At 36.1% G+C, this 19,955-nt stretch carries 15 protein-coding genes; 7 read left to right on the forward strand and 8 right to left on the reverse strand.

Annotated features, from left to right (window positions below; all coding sequences use genetic code 11):
• Window positions 1-99: 99 nt before the first annotated feature.
• The 8 genes from pyrF to ACT9TX_RS03595 form a co-directional block, all read right to left on the reverse strand.
• Window positions 100-954: an orotidine-5'-phosphate decarboxylase gene (gene pyrF / locus ACT9TX_RS03560; RefSeq protein ID WP_481336831.1), complete on the reverse strand. Its 855-nt coding sequence runs from the start codon at window positions 952-954 to the stop codon at window positions 100-102.
• Between the two features lie 89 nt (window positions 955-1,043).
• A complete protein-coding gene (locus ACT9TX_RS03565; RefSeq protein WP_481336832.1) occupies window positions 1,044-1,604 on the reverse strand; it encodes a YceI family protein in 561 nt (186 codons plus the stop codon).
• A gap of 204 nt (window positions 1,605-1,808) precedes the next feature.
• Entirely contained in the window at window positions 1,809-4,070 is a 2,262-nt protein-coding gene (gene bglX, locus ACT9TX_RS03570) for a beta-glucosidase BglX (RefSeq protein ID WP_481336833.1), read from the reverse strand.
• Window positions 4,071-4,167: 97 nt separating this feature from the next.
• Window positions 4,168-5,217 carry a family 16 glycosylhydrolase gene (locus tag ACT9TX_RS03575; RefSeq protein WP_481336834.1) on the reverse strand — a complete coding sequence of 350 codons (1,050 nt, stop codon included), beginning with the start codon at window positions 5,215-5,217 and terminating at the stop codon, window positions 4,168-4,170.
• 10 nt (window positions 5,218-5,227) lie between these two features.
• Window positions 5,228-6,115, reverse strand: coding sequence for a hypothetical protein (locus ACT9TX_RS03580; RefSeq protein WP_481336835.1), 888 nt, complete (start codon window positions 6,113-6,115; stop codon window positions 5,228-5,230).
• Between the two features lie 21 nt (window positions 6,116-6,136).
• Window positions 6,137-6,964 carry a PKD domain-containing protein gene (locus ACT9TX_RS03585; protein WP_481336836.1) on the reverse strand — a complete coding sequence of 276 codons (828 nt, stop codon included), beginning with the start codon at window positions 6,962-6,964 and terminating at the stop codon, window positions 6,137-6,139.
• Between the two features lie 31 nt (window positions 6,965-6,995).
• Window positions 6,996-8,513, reverse strand: coding sequence for a RagB/SusD family nutrient uptake outer membrane protein (locus ACT9TX_RS03590; protein WP_481336837.1), 1,518 nt, complete (start codon window positions 8,511-8,513; stop codon window positions 6,996-6,998).
• A 24-nt stretch (window positions 8,514-8,537) separates the two neighbouring features.
• Entirely contained in the window at window positions 8,538-11,654 is a 3,117-nt protein-coding gene (locus tag ACT9TX_RS03595) for a SusC/RagA family TonB-linked outer membrane protein (protein ID WP_481336838.1), read from the reverse strand.
• A 496-nt stretch (window positions 11,655-12,150) separates the two neighbouring features.
• On the opposite strand from ACT9TX_RS03595, the gene ACT9TX_RS03600 reads away from it, so the two are divergent.
• From ACT9TX_RS03600 to ACT9TX_RS03630, 7 genes are all read left to right on the forward strand, one after another.
• Window positions 12,151-12,756: an RNA polymerase sigma factor gene (locus ACT9TX_RS03600; protein ID WP_481336839.1), complete on the forward strand. Its 606-nt coding sequence runs from the start codon at window positions 12,151-12,153 to the stop codon at window positions 12,754-12,756.
• Window positions 12,757-12,813: 57 nt separating this feature from the next.
• Window positions 12,814-13,689 carry a hypothetical protein gene (locus tag ACT9TX_RS03605; protein WP_481336840.1) on the forward strand — a complete coding sequence of 292 codons (876 nt, stop codon included), beginning with the start codon at window positions 12,814-12,816 and terminating at the stop codon, window positions 13,687-13,689.
• A gap of 53 nt (window positions 13,690-13,742) precedes the next feature.
• Window positions 13,743-16,526, forward strand: a complete 2,784-nt coding sequence (locus tag ACT9TX_RS03610) for a CHAT domain-containing protein (RefSeq protein ID WP_481336841.1) — start codon at window positions 13,743-13,745, stop codon at window positions 16,524-16,526.
• Between the two features lie 53 nt (window positions 16,527-16,579).
• Complete coding sequence (locus ACT9TX_RS03615; RefSeq protein ID WP_481336842.1) at window positions 16,580-16,825, forward strand: hypothetical protein; 246 nt, start codon at window positions 16,580-16,582, stop codon at window positions 16,823-16,825.
• Window positions 16,826-17,052: 227 nt separating this feature from the next.
• Complete coding sequence (locus ACT9TX_RS03620; RefSeq protein WP_481336843.1) at window positions 17,053-17,871, forward strand: hypothetical protein; 819 nt, start codon at window positions 17,053-17,055, stop codon at window positions 17,869-17,871.
• A gap of 103 nt (window positions 17,872-17,974) precedes the next feature.
• On the forward strand, window positions 17,975-18,541 hold the full coding sequence (locus tag ACT9TX_RS03625; protein ID WP_481336844.1) for a hypothetical protein: 567 nt from the start codon (window positions 17,975-17,977) through the stop codon (window positions 18,539-18,541).
• Window positions 18,542-18,607: 66 nt separating this feature from the next.
• Window positions 18,608-19,948 carry a fibrobacter succinogenes major paralogous domain-containing protein gene (locus ACT9TX_RS03630; RefSeq protein WP_481336845.1) on the forward strand — a complete coding sequence of 447 codons (1,341 nt, stop codon included), beginning with the start codon at window positions 18,608-18,610 and terminating at the stop codon, window positions 19,946-19,948.
• Window positions 19,949-19,955: the final 7 nt, after the last annotated feature.

Here is a 19,955-nt window from a genome sequence, read left to right on the forward strand (position 1 = left end):
CCTTATACTTCCTTACAAAAGAAAATCACCATTTCTTCCTTGCCCGGTGTTTATTTCAAAGTAACATCTGCGTAGTTCTGCGGTATCTGTAAGTCACATTTACGCTAAATAATTAGCCATTTCTACTTGGTATTGCTTGGCTATTTCGGCGGCTTCTGTGGCAAAGTCTTCTTTTGCGCTAGCATAAATAATAGCACGGCTTGCATTCACCAATAAACCACAGTCTTTATTTAGCCCAAATTTACTCACTTCTGCTAAGCTACCACCTTGTGCACCTACACCAGGTATTAATAAGAAATTATCTGGTACAATGTCTCTAATAGCAGTTAAATCACTTGCTTGCGTAGCGCCTACTACAAACATCAAATTATCTTTTGTACCCCACTGTGCAATGGTAGTAAGCACTTTTTTATACAAGTATTCTTCTGTGTTGCCTTGCAAAATAGTAGGTACAAGGCTTGCATCCTTATAGTTATTACTTACTATCAGCTTTTGAAAATCATTCGCACCTTTATTAGATGTTAAGCCCAAAACAATCGTAAACTTATCATCGTACTCAAGAAAAGGTCTAACACTATCTTCACCCATATAAGGCGCTACAGTAACAGCATCAAAAGGCAATACTTCAAAAAAGGTTTTGGCGTATTGGCTAGAGGTATTGCCAATATCGCCTCGCTTAGCATCTGCAATTTTAAAATGTGTATTAGGTATATAATGTAGGGTTTCTTCCATAGCGGCCCAGCCTTTTAAACCCATCGCTTCATAAAAAGCCGTATTTATTTTATAACTTACACAGTAGTCTTTGGTTGCGTCAATAATCGCTTTATTAAACTCAAACACAGCATTGGGCTGTTGCTGTAAGTGCTTTGGTAGCTTGGTAATATCGGTATCTAAACCTACACATAAATACGATTGTTTATCTGCTATTGCTTGTACTAAGGCTTGCCTATTCATGCAACAAAAATAGGTGTAGTACCTACAAGCAACAAAAAAGCCTTACCAACAAATGTGGCAAGGCTTTATTAGGGGGTATTCTTGTATTATTATTTACCAGCAAATAAATGTACAGTTACTTGTACATCATTTGATACCATACCTACACCGTAGTTAATACCAAATGTTGTTCTATCTAAACTGAAAGTTGCTTCTGCAAATAATTTAGTAGCATCGATACCACGAACGTTAGCTACAAATTTAACTGGTGCAGTAACACCTTTTAAAGTTAAGCTACCATCAATTTCAGCTTTATCAGCGCTAGTGTATTTTACACTTGAAATAGTGTAAGTTGCTTCTGTACCTTTACTAAAATCGAAGAAATCTGGTGCTTTTAAGTGGCCTTCAAGTTTAGCACCTGCATCGTCAGTTACTTTTAAAGAAGCTAGGTCAATTACAAAGCTACCGCCTGTTATTTTACCTGCATCAACTGTAACAGAACCGCTTTTTAATAAGAAGAAGCCTGGGTGGTAACCTGATTTTTTAGAACCAATAAACTCAACTTTACTTGTAGTTGTGTTTACTGCAAATGTGTCAGCAACTTTAGTAGTAAATGAGTAGATACCTACTGTGCTAGCTACTAGAGCAAGGGCTAAGAAAACTTTTTTCATAAAAGGTTTTGTTTAATTTTTTGTTTTACAATTCTGTTGCAAAATAAACTAACTAATGTTACAACAATGACTTTCTGAATTATTTTTTCAATTTCGATAATTTCAAAAAGTAATTGTTAAACACTAATCAGCGAATTTCAAATCAGTTTTACAATTTACATACCAAAATTGTTCTCTACAAAAAATCTTTATTCATCCATCTAACTATAACTGAAACGTTGTAGATAATCCTTCGCTACAATTAGTACCTACCATTACTTCAAATTCGCCCGGTTCTACTGTAAAAGTGCCATAATTATTGTAAAAACCAAGTTCCTTATTCGTTAATGTAAACGTAATGGTTCTTGATTCACCTGCTTTCAACATCATTTTTTCAAAACCTTTTAATTCTTTAACTGGTCTTACCACGCTAGCAACTTTGTCATGAATATATAGTTGTGCTACTTCTTCACCAGCCACTTTACTTGTGTTGGTAATGGTTACACTCACTTTAATATTGGCTTTATCTGCATCATTAACGGTAAGATTACTGTAGGCAAATTTTGAATAGCTTAATCCATAACCAAAAGGATACAATGGTTTATAGCTTTCATCCATATAATGCGACCAAAACACCAAATCTTTTGGTCCAGGACGACCAGTACTGTAATGACTATAATACAAAGGTACTTGCCCTACACTTCTAGGAAAAGTCATAGGCAATTTACCCGAAGGGTTATAATCACCAAACAACACTTGCGCTACCGCATTACCTGTTTGCGAACCAAGCTGCCAAGCTTCAATAATGGCAGGTATATGTTCATCTGCCCAAGTAATGGCTAATGGACGACCGTTCATCAATACCAAAACGATGTTCTTGTTTACTTTATAAACAGCTTCTAATAATTGCTGTTGCACACCTGGTAAATCCAACTTACTTCTGCTTCTACCCTCACCACTTTGAAATCCATGCTCACCTAAAACCATCACTACAACTGATGATTTTTTGGCTAATTCTATTGCTTCAGCAAAGCCAGATTTATCAGTTTCATTAATTTTCAATTCTTCAATAAACGAAGCTTTACCAGTTATTACATCAGCACCTTTCGCATATTTAAAGTTGCTGGTGTATTGCTTCAATCCTTCTACCACTGATACGGCAGTATTATCATCGCTACCAATGCGCCAGCTACCAAGTGGGCTATTTTTATCATTTGCCAAAGCACCAATGACTGCGATATTTTTTTGAGCCTTATTTAATGGTAAAAGGTTATTGCTATTTTTCAATAAAACGATAGACTTTTTAGCCATATCAAGTGCTGCGGTTTGATGTTCTTTGTTGTAAATAAGCGTTTTTTCTCGCTCAGCACTACAATATTTGTAAGGGTCATCAAATAAACCAAGCTCAAATTTAACACGTAAAATACGCTTTACAGCATCATCAATTACGGCCATGCTCACCTTACCTTCTTCTACTAATTTTTGTAAATGCGCCACGTAAGCATAAGATTCCATATCCATATCGCTACCAGCATTAGCCGCTAGTTCTGCTACTTGTTTTAAATCTTTTGCGAAGCCATGGTCTATCATTTCGCCACCAGAACCCCAATCGCTTACTACAAAGCCATTGAATTTCCATTTATCTTTTAAAATATCTCTTTGCAAAAATTTATTAGCCGTTGCAGGTATACCATTTACCACATTAAACGAGTTCATAAAAGTGCGCACACCAGCATCTACCGTAGCTTGAAATGGCGGGAAAATGACATTGTATAAAGTAGAAGTACCTACATCTACGGTATTGTAATCTCTACCGCCTTCGGCAAATGCGTAGCCTGCAAAGTGCTTAGCACAAGCTGCAATGGTATTATTAGCAGCTAAATCATCACCTTGAAAACCTTTTACACGAGCAGCACCAATTTTAGAACCTAAATACACGTCTTCACCTGCGCCTTCCATTACACGGCCCCAACGTGGGTCACGTGCAATATCTACCATTGGTGCAAATGTCCAATTGATACCAACTGCAGAGGCCTCAGTAGCAGCAACTCTTGCAGATTTTTCGATGGCTTTTAAATCCCAACTTGCTGCTTCGGCTAAAGGTATTGGTGACAATGTTTTGTGGCCATGAATCACATCGAAACCAAAAATTAAAGGAATACCAAGGCGAGATTCTTTTACCACAATCTCTTGCAATTTGCGTACATCCACACTGCCTTGAACATTTAACACAGAACCTACAAGCCCCATTTTTAAATGCTCGTATTTCATTTTGGCGTTACCTTCTTTAGGCACAGGACCAGTAATTTGCCAAAAGCCATTGTATTGGTTCATTTGACCAACTTTTTCAGTTAAAGTCATCAATTTCAATACAGAATCTACCCTTTTATCAATATTAGTAACAGATGAGTAAGACTGCGCTTGCGCCATATTTGCCAAAGCAAATACACTAAGCAAACAAGCTATAAAACGTTGTTTTTGTATCATACAGCAAAATTTAAAGTAGAAAAACAAAGAAGCAATAACCGTAGACAATTTGCCTACGGTTATTGCTATTTATAAAAGAACACTAAAACAATAAGAACTATTGATACACTCTTACATAATCAATTTCCATAGTGGCACTACTAAATGCAGGATCTACAGAACCTGCAAAATTGCCGCCCATTGCCACGTTCAAAATCATAAAGAAGTTTTGATTGAATGGTAGTGACGTTGAATTGTTAAGCGTGTGAATCAATTGACCATCTACAAATAATTTTACAGTTGATGCAGACCATTCAGCCGAGTAAATATGAAACGCTGTTGTAGCATCGGCAATAGTTAATGTATTACCATCTGCATTACCACCAGAGCGACCAGGATAATGAAACGTACCGAAGATTTTATTCAGTTCGCTACCACGATGTTCCATAATATCAATTTCGCCGCAGCTAGGCCAGCCTGCTGAAGTAATATTGCTACCAAGCATCCAAATGGCAGGCCATGTACCTACACCAGCAGGTAATTTAGCACGTACTTCTACTTTACCATACTTAAACGAGAACTTGTTTTGAGACAATAATCTAGCAGAAGTATACGCACTACCACTAAAGCTTTCCTTTGTAGCGGTAATTTTAAGTGTACCATTAGATACAGATGCATTAGTTGAGCGATTGGTATAATACTGTAACTCATTATTGCCCCAACCACCGCTACCAGTACCTATATCGTAGCCCCATTTAGAAGCATCAGGTGCGCCAGCAGTTTCAAATTCATCTGAAAATATAAGCGACATAGTTACAACTACTGTTACAGTAACAGACTGTGAAATAACTTTTCCGCCACTACTCTTAGCTATCACATTTACGGTGTAAGTACCAGATGAAGGATATTTATAAGTAACAGCGCCAGAAGGTACCGTAGCAAAAATGCCATTACCATAATCATAATCGTAAGTAACTGCGTTGGTAGCTGTAGCAGTAAAGGCAACATTGCCACTATTATCAGGATTAACCACTGCTTTTACACTTAGGTTTGATGGTGGATCGTTATTTACTGAAGTACCACCAGTATCACCTTTGCTACAAGCACAAGCAGATATCAATACTACCAACATCCACAACAACCTAGGAATCCTTTGAATCATCTTCATATCTCTAAATTTAGATTGCTTTAATTTTCACATACCAAGCATTACCATCTGCACCCGCACAACGCAAGTACATTTGCGAAGCAGTTCTACTAAGTATTTGATACTTGTGCGCACCTACATACAAGCCCATGTGACCTTTAGAACCAAACACAATGTATTCTGTGGTGCTTGTACCATCATACGAAAATGTTTCGCTGTAAGTAGCAGCAGTATTGCCTGTTAAAGTAAAGTCACCAGAACCTGTAAGGGTTGCATCAAAGTCTTTTAAATACTCTTTCTTGCCAAATAAACTGTTGTTGGTTTTATGGGTAAATGTGCTAGTACTTTTAGTGAAAGTAAACTCATCATCGTACATACCTAAACCAGCTTTTTCGTTTGGCGCAGCATTGTACCAATCTGAAGTAAATGTGTTGATAGGCCCGACACCAATATTACCAGCAGCAACTGAATCAACTTTCCAAGTTTTACTACCATCGTTAGTAAGCATTGTTACTAAATCTGTGTTAGGAGTAAATTTTCTAAAGATTGTAAAAGCAGCAGAAGTAGTAGTGCTAGAAATACCACCTTTACCAGTAGTAGTTACAGTTACGTTTAAGGTTTTTAAACCAATGTGTGAGTAGCCATAGCTAAATTGATTTTTAGTACTTAAGCTATCTGTACCACCATCACCAAAGCTTACCTTATAGTTGATAGCGTTAGTAGATGTAATGGTAATAATTACTTTACCAGAACTATCACCGTAAGGTGCTGCAGTAGTTTTACCTACCACTTGCACATCAATAACTGGTGCTGACGGTGCAGTTAAATCACCAAAGGTTTTATCTTCTTTTGTACAACTACTTACAGTAAGTAGTAGGGAAAATAAAATTCCCGTAATACATTTTATATTTTTAGACATAGCATTCATTTTTTAAAATAATTATGGGAATATTTTGATATCGTCGAAATAACCGATGAAGTTGGCTGAGCCATTGCCTTGTAAGCCAAACTCGTAGAAGATACTAAAGCCACCAAACGAACGGCCATTTACAGATGGATCCATTACAAAAGTTAATTCTTCCCAACCATTAGCCACTGTACCAATCACATCAGTTTCTACAGTTGAACCAGTAGATGGCGCTTCTAGTTTAAACTTGAAGATGGCACCAACATGGTTAGAATACACTTTCATTTTTACAATACCCTTACTAGCAAATGTGAAAGGCGCACTTGTATTGATAGTAATACCAGCCCATGTTTCTGATAATGCACCGCTGCTACCTTTTGTAATTCTACCCACATTGGCACTTGTATTTATGCCTGTTGCAGATGGGTTAGCTATTTTAGCAAATGACGTACCGCCAAACACAGTAGCGCCATAAGTATTGGCAGGTGTATCAAAATCTACCAATAATTGTGATGTAACAACAGTAATTGATTTTGTTAATGAGGTGCTATCACCAGTTAAGTTTTTAGCTACCACTTTTACATTAAAAGTACCTTCAGCGTAACCATGAGTGGTGTTTTTACCCGGTGTTACGATTGCATTAGCGGTATTATCGCCAAAGTACACTTCAAAAGATGCCACACCAATTGCAGTAGGTGTAATGGTTGCAAGACCAGATTTAGAAACCACGATATCTACAGCCAAATTAGTAGGTGCAGAACCTGTTTTTACAAACGATATATCATCGTTGGCAACTTTTGTACAACTAGCCATAGCACTTATTGCTAGCAAGCCGCACAGTATATTTTTAAGTATGTTCATTGTTATAATTTTTTACTTGAAATAAAAGGAATTAATAACCAGGATTTTGCGTTAAACCAGATACTTCAATTTCAGATTGAGGTATTGGAAACAATTCGTGTTTACCTGTTTTAAAGCCTAAAGCACTTAAAGTGGTAGCAGCTTTACCAGTACGCACTAGGTCGAAGAAACGTTCGCCTTCCATAGCTAATTCCAATCTACGTTCTGATAAAATCGCATCATACAACGTAGCGCCGGTAGCTGTAACATCATGCAATAAATCGCCAAAGGCTCTACGACGAACTCGGTTTAAATAGCTCTGTGCTTTGGTATCGTTTGGTGCACTTGCTTTATTGTAAGCTTCAGCAGCCATTAACAATACATCTGCAAAACGAATAGTTCTAAAGTTGTTAGAATAGTTTAGTTCTATTTGACCAGAAGATTCGCCCTTACGTGGTTGGTATTTATAATTGTACAAACCAGTATTTCTATAAGGCGCTACTTGGTAAGTAATACCGAAAGAAGGATTAGCTGCTATATAAGCTTCTATATCTAAGCAGGTAGCATCTTTTCTTTTATCGCCTGCGGCGTAAGCATTTTGTAAGTTTTTTGTTGGTAAATTAAAACTCCAGCCATTAGCAAAAGGCATGGCAGCAGAACCATTTAGGTTTCTAATACCGCATTGCTGAACTGATAAATTGCCTTGACCACGTGTAGGATGCCCCCAATCGTAAGTAGCAGACAAATTTGAATATTGAATTTCAAACACTGATTCTACACCATTTTCGCCGCTAGGCAAAAAGATAGAAGCAAAATCTGACACTAGTGTGAAGGCGTTGCTATTAATTACATTGTCTAGCATGGCAGCAGCAGCATCGTACTTATTTTGATACAGATACACTTTACCTAGCATGGCTTGTGCAGCATATTTTGTAGCACGTCCTTTATCAACTTGCACAGTTGGTAACACGGCAATTGCAGCCGTTAAATCTGCTTCTATTTGCTTGTACACATCTGCTTTAGGGCTTCTGGTTAAAGCTTTAGTATCAGCTAAAACTAAACGGCTATAAGTAAATAAAGGCACATCACCAAATAGCTTTACCAATGTAAAATAGTAATAAGCTCTTAAAAAATAGGCTTCACCATACAATGCGTCTTTACCAGCAAAATTGATAGTTTGACCTGATGGATTAACGGCTTTGTACTGCTGCATATAGTTTACTCGGTTAATACCTTCGTATGCAGATTGCCATAAGTCTGACAATGTAGAGTTGATAGGATAGGTTGTAAAATCATCCACATCTTGTAGCGATCTTGTATCACTCGCACTTTCGCCACCACTTACTGAATTGTCAGAAGCAATATCGCCAATAGGTACTAATTGGTTTAACCATTGCAATGGTGAGTAAGCACCAATACCTAAAGCTCTATAATCGCTTTCGGATTTTAGGTATTCTAGTTGCGTTATTTTAAAATCTTCTTTAGGATTATAATCAACCCATTTTTTGCATGACGCTAGCATTACTACCAACACTACCATGCTTATTATTTTTATATGATTATGCTTCATTGTTATAAATTTTTAGTTGAGAAATTAAAACTTAATATCAATACCTAGATAATATGTTCTTGCTTGAGGGTAAGAACCACGATCAATACCAACGTCCAATAAACCACCTGACACTTCAGGATCGTAACCATTATATTTGGTAAACGTAAAGGCATTTTTAACTTGGGCAAATACCCTGATACTTCTAAACGCTTTTTTGATGGCTTTGGCTTGTAGTGTATAGCCTAGTATAACATTTTTTATTTTAATAAAAGACCCATCTTCAACATATCTATCACTTACACGGCTATTATTGTTAGCATCGGTAAATGAATAACGTGGATTACGTGCATCGTTAGTGCTATTAGGGCCTGTCCATCTGCTTAATACATCTTGAAACTTATTACTGTAAATAGCATTTCTTTCGTAGGCTCTGTACACATTATTACCGGAAGAAGCATAAGTAAGTACTGAGAAGTCGAAGCCTTTATAATCTAAATTTACATTCCATCCAACTGTAAATTTAGGAAATGGGTTGCCAATGGTTGTTTTGTCTTTCGCATCAATAACACCATCACCGTTTATATCTACAAACTTAATATCACCAGGTTGCGCACCATCTTGTCTAGCGCTTTTAGCAATATCACCTGCGGATTGAAACAAGCCATCTGTTTTATAACCATAAAATGCTGCTGGCCCATACCCTCTTTGAAATAAGGTTACACTTTGCGTTTGCCCGTTAAAATAATAACCGCCAAGAATTCCTGTACCATCTGCATTAGATTCGGTTACTAAATTTTTGACAGTAGTAAATGTTACAGAGGTAGTAAATTTTAAATCTTTTGTAAACTGTTCATTGTACCCTAAGGTAATATCAATACCGCTATTTTTTGTAGAGCCAATATTGGCCAATGGAAATTGAACAGCACCAATGTATAAAGAACCACTTGGTACAAACAATAAGTCGGTAGTTACTTTCTCATAATAATCGGCAGATATCGTAAACTTGTTTTTCAACAAAGTCATATCAAACCCAATATTTTTTTGGGTTTGCTTCTCCCAAGCTAATTTTTGGTTGCCCAATGTACCCAAAGATGCACCTGATTGAAAATTATTGCCAAACGTATAGCCTATACTATTACCAGAGCCATATAAAGATGCTAAATAATCGGTTTGTATACTGCCAAATTGAGGTCCACCAACATCATTGCCTAGTGTACCATAGCTACCACGTATTTTTAAGAAATTAATGAAATCTACATTAAAGAATTTCTCTTTGCTTACAACCCATCCCAATGAACCAGACAAAAAGCTGGCAAATTTATTATCATTACCAAAAGTGGTAGAGCCATCTCTACGCAAGGTGAAAGATGCTATGTATTTATCTTGGTAATCATAGTTTACTCTACCAAAGTATGATAAATTTCTTTTAAAATACTGATAGTAGTAGCCTTTAACAGCTTCAAGGTTTGTAGCAGAGTTAACACCAGTTGCGGCGGTATAGTCTGCAAAATCCCAAGAGTTAAATGGCACATCCTGTCTACTAGCACCAGCCGTATTACCGCTAGATTTAGCAACAGCCATTCCAAGTACAGTTTCGAAATTGTGCCCCCCCTTTACTTTAAAATTGTAATTACCGAATAACTCGTAGTTGAACTGATTGTAATTAGCTTTATCGTGCGCTACACTATTGTGCTTGCCTACTACTGCCGATCCATCTGCATTCATAGAATTATCTACGTTATTTACACCCCAAAATACCAGTGGTGTAAATGTTTTAGCATTACCATCATACTTGGTATACCCAAAACGAGTGGTCAGTTTTAAGTTTTTCAATACTTGATATTGAAATTCAAACTTTCCATAAAATTTATTACCAATATTTTGATTATACGTATTATCAAGTTTGGTAAGCGGGTTAAACACTTCTGATAACAGCAGATTGCTAAACCCATACTTACCAACAGTATTCGGTACAGTGTTGTAAACAGGCACTGTAGGATCGAAATTTAAAGCACTACCGATAACACTGTTAAACGAATTTTCTTGTACACCCAAAGTGCTTGAATTAATATAGGTAGTATTGGTAATAAATTTAAGTTTAGGTGTCAAATCGAAAGATAAATTAGCAGTTACGGTTGCACGGCTAAATTTAGATTTATCGTTACCGCCTACAATACCGCCTTGGCTTAAATAACTGCCAGACAAAAAGTAAGACATTTTATCGCTACCACCCCTAGCATTAATACTGTGGGTTTGTATAGAGGCATCTTTAAAAATTTCTTTTTGCCAATCTGTACCTACACCAAGTTTAGACAAATCAGTAAAAATTAAATTGCCGCCCGATGCAACACTACCTTCATTAATAATAGCACCATATTCAGATGCGTTTAACACAGGTATGGTGTTCATAACTTGTTGTACGCCAAAAGTGCTATTCAAGCTTATTTCAGTATTTTGACTTTTTTTGCCTGATTTTGTGGTTACTAACATAACACCATTGCCCCCACTTACACCGTAAATGGCAGCAGTTGCAGCATCTTTTAAAACACTGATGCTTTCAATATCAGCAGGATTGATAGCATTCAAATCGGCTTGGGTTTGTTGTATACCATCGATAATTACTAGTGGGCCGTTACCTGTATAAGAAGGGATACCTCGTATAATAATATTTGGTGAAGCACCAGGCGAACCACTCAAAACAACATTTACACCAGATACACCTTGCAAGGCCTCCTCTACACGTACAGGTTTTAGTTTTTCAATATCAGCAGCTTTTACAGTAGCAATAGCACCAGATACTTTGGTTACTTTTTGCGTACCATAACCTACTACCACTACTTCATCTAGTTTTGATGCAGCACTTGCTTCTAACACAATAGTGTACTGTGTGGTAGATTCAACTTTTTGTTTAACACTAGTTAAGCCCACATAACTTACTACTAATGTTGCGCCCTTATTTACGGTGATTTTAAAAACACCGTTTGCGTCGGTTAAAACTGACTTTGTAGTACCTTCTACATTTACTGTAGCACCTACCAATAACTCGCCAGTGGATTTGTTGAGTACTTTACCCGTAATTGGTAAAGTTTGTGCCATAATTTGTTGGACAAAGCCTGCCAAAATGATAGCAACGCATAGCAATGCAAATTTCAATTTCATAATGCAACCGTTTTAAATGAAGAAAAATAATGCAACAAAGCTATTGAGGGCTACTACAGCATACTAAAAAGTGCGTTCTTCAATACTACATCAAGCATTTAAAAACAGCTGATTTTAAATCTTTTTAACTACATCAATAGTACATCAATACATATTTTCTTGCACGGTTGCGTTACGAATTGAATTTTGCAAATGGATTGTTACCTGTTGTGGACTTCTTATGTGATTTTTGAAGTGCTTACTAAAATAAGCATAGCTATTTTTGTGGTAAATATTTTACAATTAAAAAATTACCACAAAGTTGTGGTAAAAAAAATGTGGTAAATAATTTACCACATTTTTTTACCACGAACGTCACTGCTTATAATAACGATAGTTGTTTTGTTATGCATGGTAAACAACCTAATAAGTTTATTTAAAAAACTAATTATCTATTAAATTTAATACACTGCATATACCATCTTAAAATATATTTACGCACTAGCAACCAACATTAATGCAACACACTACTGAATGTAATAGATTGTTAAGTGCCAAGATAGGCACTGTGTTAGCTAAATTAAGGCAGCATACACAAGCTATGTTTAATACCATAGCAAATTGCTTGTATAGCTGTGTACAAGCTGAATGGATTAAATGGGCAATAATTACCTACAAATACAAAAAGTATCCAGAACATACACTTGAGTTTATAGCCAAAACTGCATTTTCAGAAGGCCTTATTAAATTTAAAGAACATGCTACTAGCAGCAAACTGCACGATGGTGATGCTACAATAAAAACCATAGCCAATAGATTTTATAAAATACAATTATTAGCTGGCTTAACCGCAGAAGATAGACTTGATAGAAAGAAAGCTGACTACGAAGCATTTGTACTTTATACCCAAAGGCAAAAAGAAGAAGATGATTTGTATTTACAAAAGTTAAATACAGCAATTGATAGACTGCCACAAGAATGTAGACAGATTATTGTATGGCGCCACAGAGAAGGCAAAACCAATGAAGATATTGCCAATATATTAGGGATAGGTGTAAAATCAGTAGCAAACAAGGCTTGTAAATGTATGCAGCAATTAAAAGCAATAATTGAATACCAATAAATCAAGACTTACCCCGATAAGTTTTAAAAGCTGTCAGGGCTAGAACAAAAAGAATAAATGATGGAATTAACCACCGAACAATACCAACGCATCTGCCAATTTTTAGATGCAGATATGACGCTAGAAGAAATGACCGCTTTTGAAGCTGAGTTAGAAAATAACCCTGCTATGCGCTTACAGCTAGATTTTGAACAAGGTGTAAGAGATGCATTTTTAAAAGCGGAAATAGCTGCTGAAACTACCCAAGTAAGTACCATTGATTATGTAGCAAATGTTGCGGCGGAGCAAAATGAACTGACTGAAATAAATACCAGAATTAAACGTATGTGGTTGCGTATTGGTGTGGCAGCATCTTTATTAGCAATTATTGCAAGCGTTATTTTCTTTAAAACAAATACCCCTATAAACGATCTTGTAAAAGTGATAGACACTGTAAAAAAACAACCTTTAATAGATACTGGAAAGCCAATCAAAGAACAACAACCCGAGAACGACATTAACCTAGCTAATATATACAAGCAATACTTTGTAAAAGATACTGTGCCGGATAACTACCCTATGTACTTAGCAGATGCGCTTACGAAATATGATGAGGGTAATTATGCAGCAATACAGCAGCTAAACCTAACAGAACTGCCCGATACTAGAGGTACAGAAACCGACATAAAAACGATAAAAGCACTTGGGCATTATTTCAAAGGCATTGCCTACTTACAAACTAGTAATAGCAGCAAAGCCATTAACAACTTGCAATGGGTACAAACAAATAGCACCGACAAGCTATTGCAACAAAAAGCTAGTTGGTACCTAGTACTTGCTTATTTACAAAACCAAGAGGCAGCTAAAGCTAAAGCGCAATTGCAAACACTTACAGAGGCTGGTAATTATAAAAACAAGGCGAAACAATTGTTAGTGTTGTTAAACAGTCAATAATCATTTATCATCATTCTAATCATTTTAATCAACAATAAAAAAACTAACTACTTATGAAACGTACACAAATATTGTTAGCTGTATTACTATTGCTTGGCGGAAAGGTTGTGGGGCAGGAAGTGAATTTGCATGATTCATTAATCTTTTATTTTAAGAAAGGATATTTTGAAAAAGCAATATCCTTTAGTAAGCAATTAGTAAAAGAAAATGAGTTAAAAAAGAATAACGATTCTGCGTTGGCTATTTCGATAAGCGATTTAGCATTCTTATACAATAAAAAAGGAGACTATGATTTAGCAGAACAATATTTTAAAAAATCTAGCACTATAATAAAAGCGTACTTTGGTGAAAAGCATTCAGAATATGCAGGTGTTTTAGTAAATATGGCCGCCTTATACAAAAATTTGGGTCGATATACAGAAGCGAAAGCTAATCTCGAACAAGCATTAGAGATATTTAAATCCAAAAATCAATCAAATAAAAGTAGCGAATACCTAACTACAGCCAATAATTTAGCAAACATGTACACATTGCTTGGTAATTATGTTGATGCCGAAAAAATACAGCTTGAAGTTTTAGCAGAAAGAATAAAAAAGGGTTATGAGACGATAGATGTAGCTCTGTCGCTAAATGGACTTGCAGTAACATATTACAGATTAGGAAATTATCAAAAAGCGGAAAAATTTTATAGAGATGCTATACATATTTATGAAGTAAAGGGTGAGGGTGAGAGTTTAGATTGCATTACAGTTAGAAGCAACTTAGCAAACATTTATTTTAAAGCAGGTAATAATATATTGGCAGACTCAATGTTTACTAATATTCTGCAAATAAGAAAAATAAAATTAGGCGAAAACAGTACTGAATACTCTCAAACTCTAAGCAGTATTGGAGCAGTATATAGGGAAATGGGGAAATACGAAATGTCAGAAAAACTGATTAAAGAAGCATTAGAAATTTATAAAAAAAAATTCGGAGAAAATAATAAAGATTACATAGACGCATTAGAGAACCTCGGTGGTCTTTATTTTACAATAGGCAAGTACAATAACGCAGAGGATATATACAAGGAGGTAGTAAAAAGTAACCATTTAAGAAGCCCAATTGATTACATCATTGAGCTAAATAATCTAGCAAATTTGGAAAAAACGATTGGTAATTATATTGATGCAAGCAAGTATTTTGAGGAAGCAAATACTATTGAAAAAAAAGTCTTATTCGATAATCTATATTTTTTATCAGAAAATGAACTTTTAACTTACATAAAGCAAAGAATACCTGCTTTAACAATGCATTTATCTTCATTGCTACAATATGCTTCTACATCACTTTTAAAATCTGCTTACAACAACCGTCTACTACTTACTGGGATTGCCATTCAAAACACCAGTAGCTTATTTAAACAATTAGCGCAATCAACCGATAGCACATTAGCTAAACTTTGGAAAACTTATACAACCAATAAAGCCACACTTAATAAACAGTTAGCACAGCCCATAAGTAAGCGTACTATTAATACAGATTCATTAACAGATATTGCTAACCAACAAGAAAAAGCCTTGCTACGCCTATCGGCAGATTACCGAGATATGAAGAATAAGCTGAACACTACTTGGCAAGATGTACGCAACTGCCTACAGCCAAAAGAAGCAGCTATAGAATTTGTAAAGTTTAATTATGTTTCTAAAAAACAAACCGATACAGTGTATTATGCTGCTATGCTAGTGCGCCCTCAAGATACTGTACCCATATTTATAAAACTATTTGAAGAGGGGCAATTAAAAGCAGCTTTAAAAAAGTTTGCTTATATAGCAAATATTACTACCCGTAACAGTGGCAGTATTGGCAATGCTTCTGTACCAAAAAAAAATAATTTGTACAATTTGGTATGGCAGCCTTTAGCCCCATATTTAGCTAATACTAATACGGTGTATTTTGCACCAGATGGGCTGTTACATCAGTTGGCATTTGCAGCTATCCCCTATAAAAAAGATAGTTTACTATGCGATAAATACCGCTTGGTACAAGTAAGCAGTACTAGGCAAATAGCCACTAAAGAAGCTGCGAGCCAATTACCTACATCCATCGCATTGTTTGGCGGTATTAATTATAACCATCAGCAAACAGATACCACAAAGCCTACCATTGCAGACCCTTATGCCTTTGTATATCAGCAAAATAGAAGTGCCGATAAAGATTCATTTATGTACTTGCCAAATACTTTACAAGAAGTAACCAACATTAAACAAAGCATGGCATTGCAGCGCAAGCAAGTTGCCTATTTTACAGGTGATAAAGCCACAGAAGCAGCTTTTAGAAGTTTAGTCGGTAGTCGGTCACCACAGGTAATACATATAGCCACACATGGTTTTACAATACCAGATACAACAGCCAATAAAGCTAGTAACAATGTGTTTAAAACATCAGATAACCCACTATTAAGAACGGGTTTGGTAATGGCTGGCGGCAATAAAGGCTGGCAAGCCAAAAGCAATAGTAATGAAGATGACGGTATATTAACGGCATTGGAAATAAGCAATGTATCGCTACCAAATACCCAACTAGCAGTACTATCTGCCTGTGAAACTGCCACTGGTGAATTACGTGGCAGCGAAGGTGTATTTGGTTTGCAAAGGGCTTTTAAAATAGCAGGTGTTAACTATGTAATGGCATCGCTATGGCAAGTGCCAGACAAGCAAACACAAGAGTTTATGACACAGTTTTATAAACAATGGCTTGACGGAAAAACCATACAACAAGCATTTTTAACTACGCAACAAGTAATGCGAAAAAAATATGCCCCTTATTATTGGGCAGGATTTACGCTGGTACATTAATGCTATTTAATTTAACCACTATTACTTAATTTTGGCACAAACTATTATTTGATATGAGTAACTTAGAACTACAGGTATACGAGATATTTAAAACTAAGTTTTCAGAAAAAGAAGCTGCAACTGTAATTGAATATTTTGAAGCTAAAGCAGAGCAAAAAGTACAACAAAAAAAAGATGTTTTTTTAACTAAAGATGACAAAGTTGACATCATGCGAACAATATATATTGTTGGTTTAGTTCAATTTTTAGCCATTGTTGGCAGTTTATTAGCAATCATCACTTTTATGTTTAAAAAATAAGTCTAAAAGATTCGTTTATTTCCTCGAGAGGCTGTCTTAATTAAAAGGCAGCCTTTTTTTTATGCCCATACATTAAATTTTTACCTATCACTACCTACCATAGGTACAGGCTTGTAATCCTGATAAATTAATTTTAAGCCGTATTTATGACTTTTTGAAAAAAGTTTCAGAAAAGCGATGATAAAAAACGTGTTGCTGCTATTATACTATAGCAATTTGTAAAAACCATGTTTAAACTGCCTAATAACCAACTACTAACCGAAGCTATTTTTAATGATGCCGCTATGCCTTCTTATTTGCCAACTAAAAGTAGTGTGGATGACTTGGCTAGAAAGGGTACACAGGCACTACTAACAGAAAAAGAGTTGAAGCCAGAAGAATTTAGTTTTATTATCAATACAAAGAAAAATACAGTTACAGACTGTGTAGGTACTAAAGCTTGTCTTGGATACGATGAAAGCCGCTTTACTGTAAAACACTATTTAAACATGCTGCATCCTGCACATGCAGTTGTAGAAGCTTTTTATACCATAGCCCTGTATCATCTTTTTGCAGAAGAAAAAATAGCATTTACAAATCTGATGCAACTAACCTATGTGTCATCGCTGGCCTTACAGCATAAAAACGGGAAATATATTTATTGCAAAAAAGAAGTAAAACCAATTAGCATAGGTGCTGATGGAAAAGTGATGGCATTTAACAACGCTTGTAACATAGTAAAAGACTTTAACAATGAGCATTACTCATTTCGCATATACAATAATGAGGGGCAGCAAACAGAAAAAGAAGACAAGATAAAAGTATTGGTAAAACAATGGTTTGAGAAAAAAAGTGGCTTTTCGGTACAAGAGCTACGCATATTAAAACGCTATGCCACCACACCAAACATTACTAGCGAAATGATTGCTAATAGTTTTAAGATAGAAAAAACAACCGTATCTACCTATAACAAACGCATACTTAACAAAGCCGAAAACATATTTGAATACCGCTTTGATAATGCACAAAAAGTAGCTGAGTATTTTAACAGTATGTACTTAATATGATTTTTTGCGCAGTGTACCTATGGCAATGACAAGCAATAATTTTGAAGACTCTAGTTTTAATTTCTAAACGTTTTTAACCATTTCTAACAATAAAACAAATAACATGAAAAAAACGATCTTTCTAGTTGCGGTTTTCGCAGTATCAATGTCTACAGTTTTTGCACAAGCAAAAAAAACTACAACACCTAGTAAAAAATCAAGTGCGTCTACTTCCAGTAATGGTGGCTATGCAAAAGGTGACAAACTATTTAATGTAGGTATAGGTGTAAACTCATATTACAGTGGCGGTATACCAATTGGTGCGTCATATGAGGTAGGGGTGACAGATGAAATTAGCGTGGGTGCCAACTTTGATTATTTGAGCAATAATTATTATGGCTACAAGTTTACAGCTCTATATTTTGGTGCAAGGGCTTCCTACCATTTTAATGAGATTTTAGGAATAGATGATAAAAAAATTGATTTATACGGAGGCGGTACTTTAGGTTTTAGGAGTTTCAAATTTGGTGATGAGACCTACTCTTATTCAGATGGCTTGTATGGCAGTGGCTTATACTTTGGAGCCTTTATAGGTGGTAAATATTATTTCAGCGATAAAGTGGGTGGCTTTTTAGAGCTTGGTGCTATTGGTAGCACCAATGCGAGATTAGGAGTGGCCTTTAAATTTTAAAAAACAGCTTACGAACAATGAAAGGGTGATTAAGAGTTAATCACCCTTTTAAAAAAACATTTAGTTATGAAAAAGACAATTGGCTTTTATTTTTGCTTCTTACTTCTAGCAAGTTTAATTAGTTGTAGTAAAGGTAGTGGCGATAGCACACCTACCCCTACACCAAGTAACCCACAAGCTCCAGTATTACAAACAGTGGCAATTAGTAGTATATCTGGCATAGGTGCTATTAGTGGCGGTACTATTTTATCAGATGGTGCGGCATCTATTACTGCTAAAGGCGTTTGTTGGTCTATTAATTCGTCACCTACTATTAGTTTATCAACCAAAACAAGCGAAGGTACTGGCAGTAGTAGCTTTACAAGTACCATAACAGGACTTATAGCTAATACTACTTATTATGTAAGAGCTTATGCCAGCAATAGTGTAGGTACAAGTTATGGTAATGAAGTAAGTTTTACTACTAGCACTGTACAGGTACCAACTATAACTACTACAAATGTCAGTAGTGTAAAACAAGCCTCAGCCGTTGGGGGCGGCACTATTACCGCCGACGGTGGCGCACCAGTTACTGCTAGAGGTATTTGTTATGCAACTACACAAAACCCTACTATAAGCAATACCAAAACAACCGATGGTACAGGTACAGGTGTTTTTGTATCGGCATTAAGTACACTACAACCAAGTACCACATACTATATTAGAGCTTATGCTACTAATAGTGCAGGTACAGCTTATGGCGCACAGGTAAGCTTTACTGCCCTACAATTTAGCATTGCTGGCTCAGGCGTTACTGATGTGGAAGGTAATACCTACACATCTGTAATATTGGGTGATAAAGAATGGATGGCACAAAACTTAAGAGTAACAAGATTCAAAAACGGAGATGCAATTGCCAACCCTAGTACGCAAAATTTATGGAATAGTTATTGGACGGGCGGTGGTAGTGGACCTAATCCTGCATGGTGTTACTTCAATAATAGCAGTAGCTATAATGATACTTATGGCAAACTATATAATTGGTATGCGGTTTCAGATACACGTGGCGTTTGCCCAGCTGGCTGGCATAGCCCAAATGATGGCGAGTGGGCTGCGTTAGCGGCTTATTTAGGTGGCAGTACTAGTGCAGGTGGCATTATGAAACAAAGCGGTACAGCCACTTGGGTAAGCCCTAATACAGGTGCTACCAATGCTTCTGGGTTTACGGCACTTGGTGGCGGTTATCGAAATGATCTTAATTTCCAAGAATTTAATATTTCTGCTAATTTTTGGTCAGCTACAGGAACAACATTAACTAATTCTACTGCAACAGGCTCAGGCTTTGAACTAACCAACACTGGGGTTATATTAACTAACTACGACTATCAAAAAAGATCTGGCCTCTCTGTAAGGTGTGTAAAAGACTAAATGCTAA

It is taken from the genome of Parasediminibacterium sp. HNIBRBA5674, assembly GCF_056745525.1.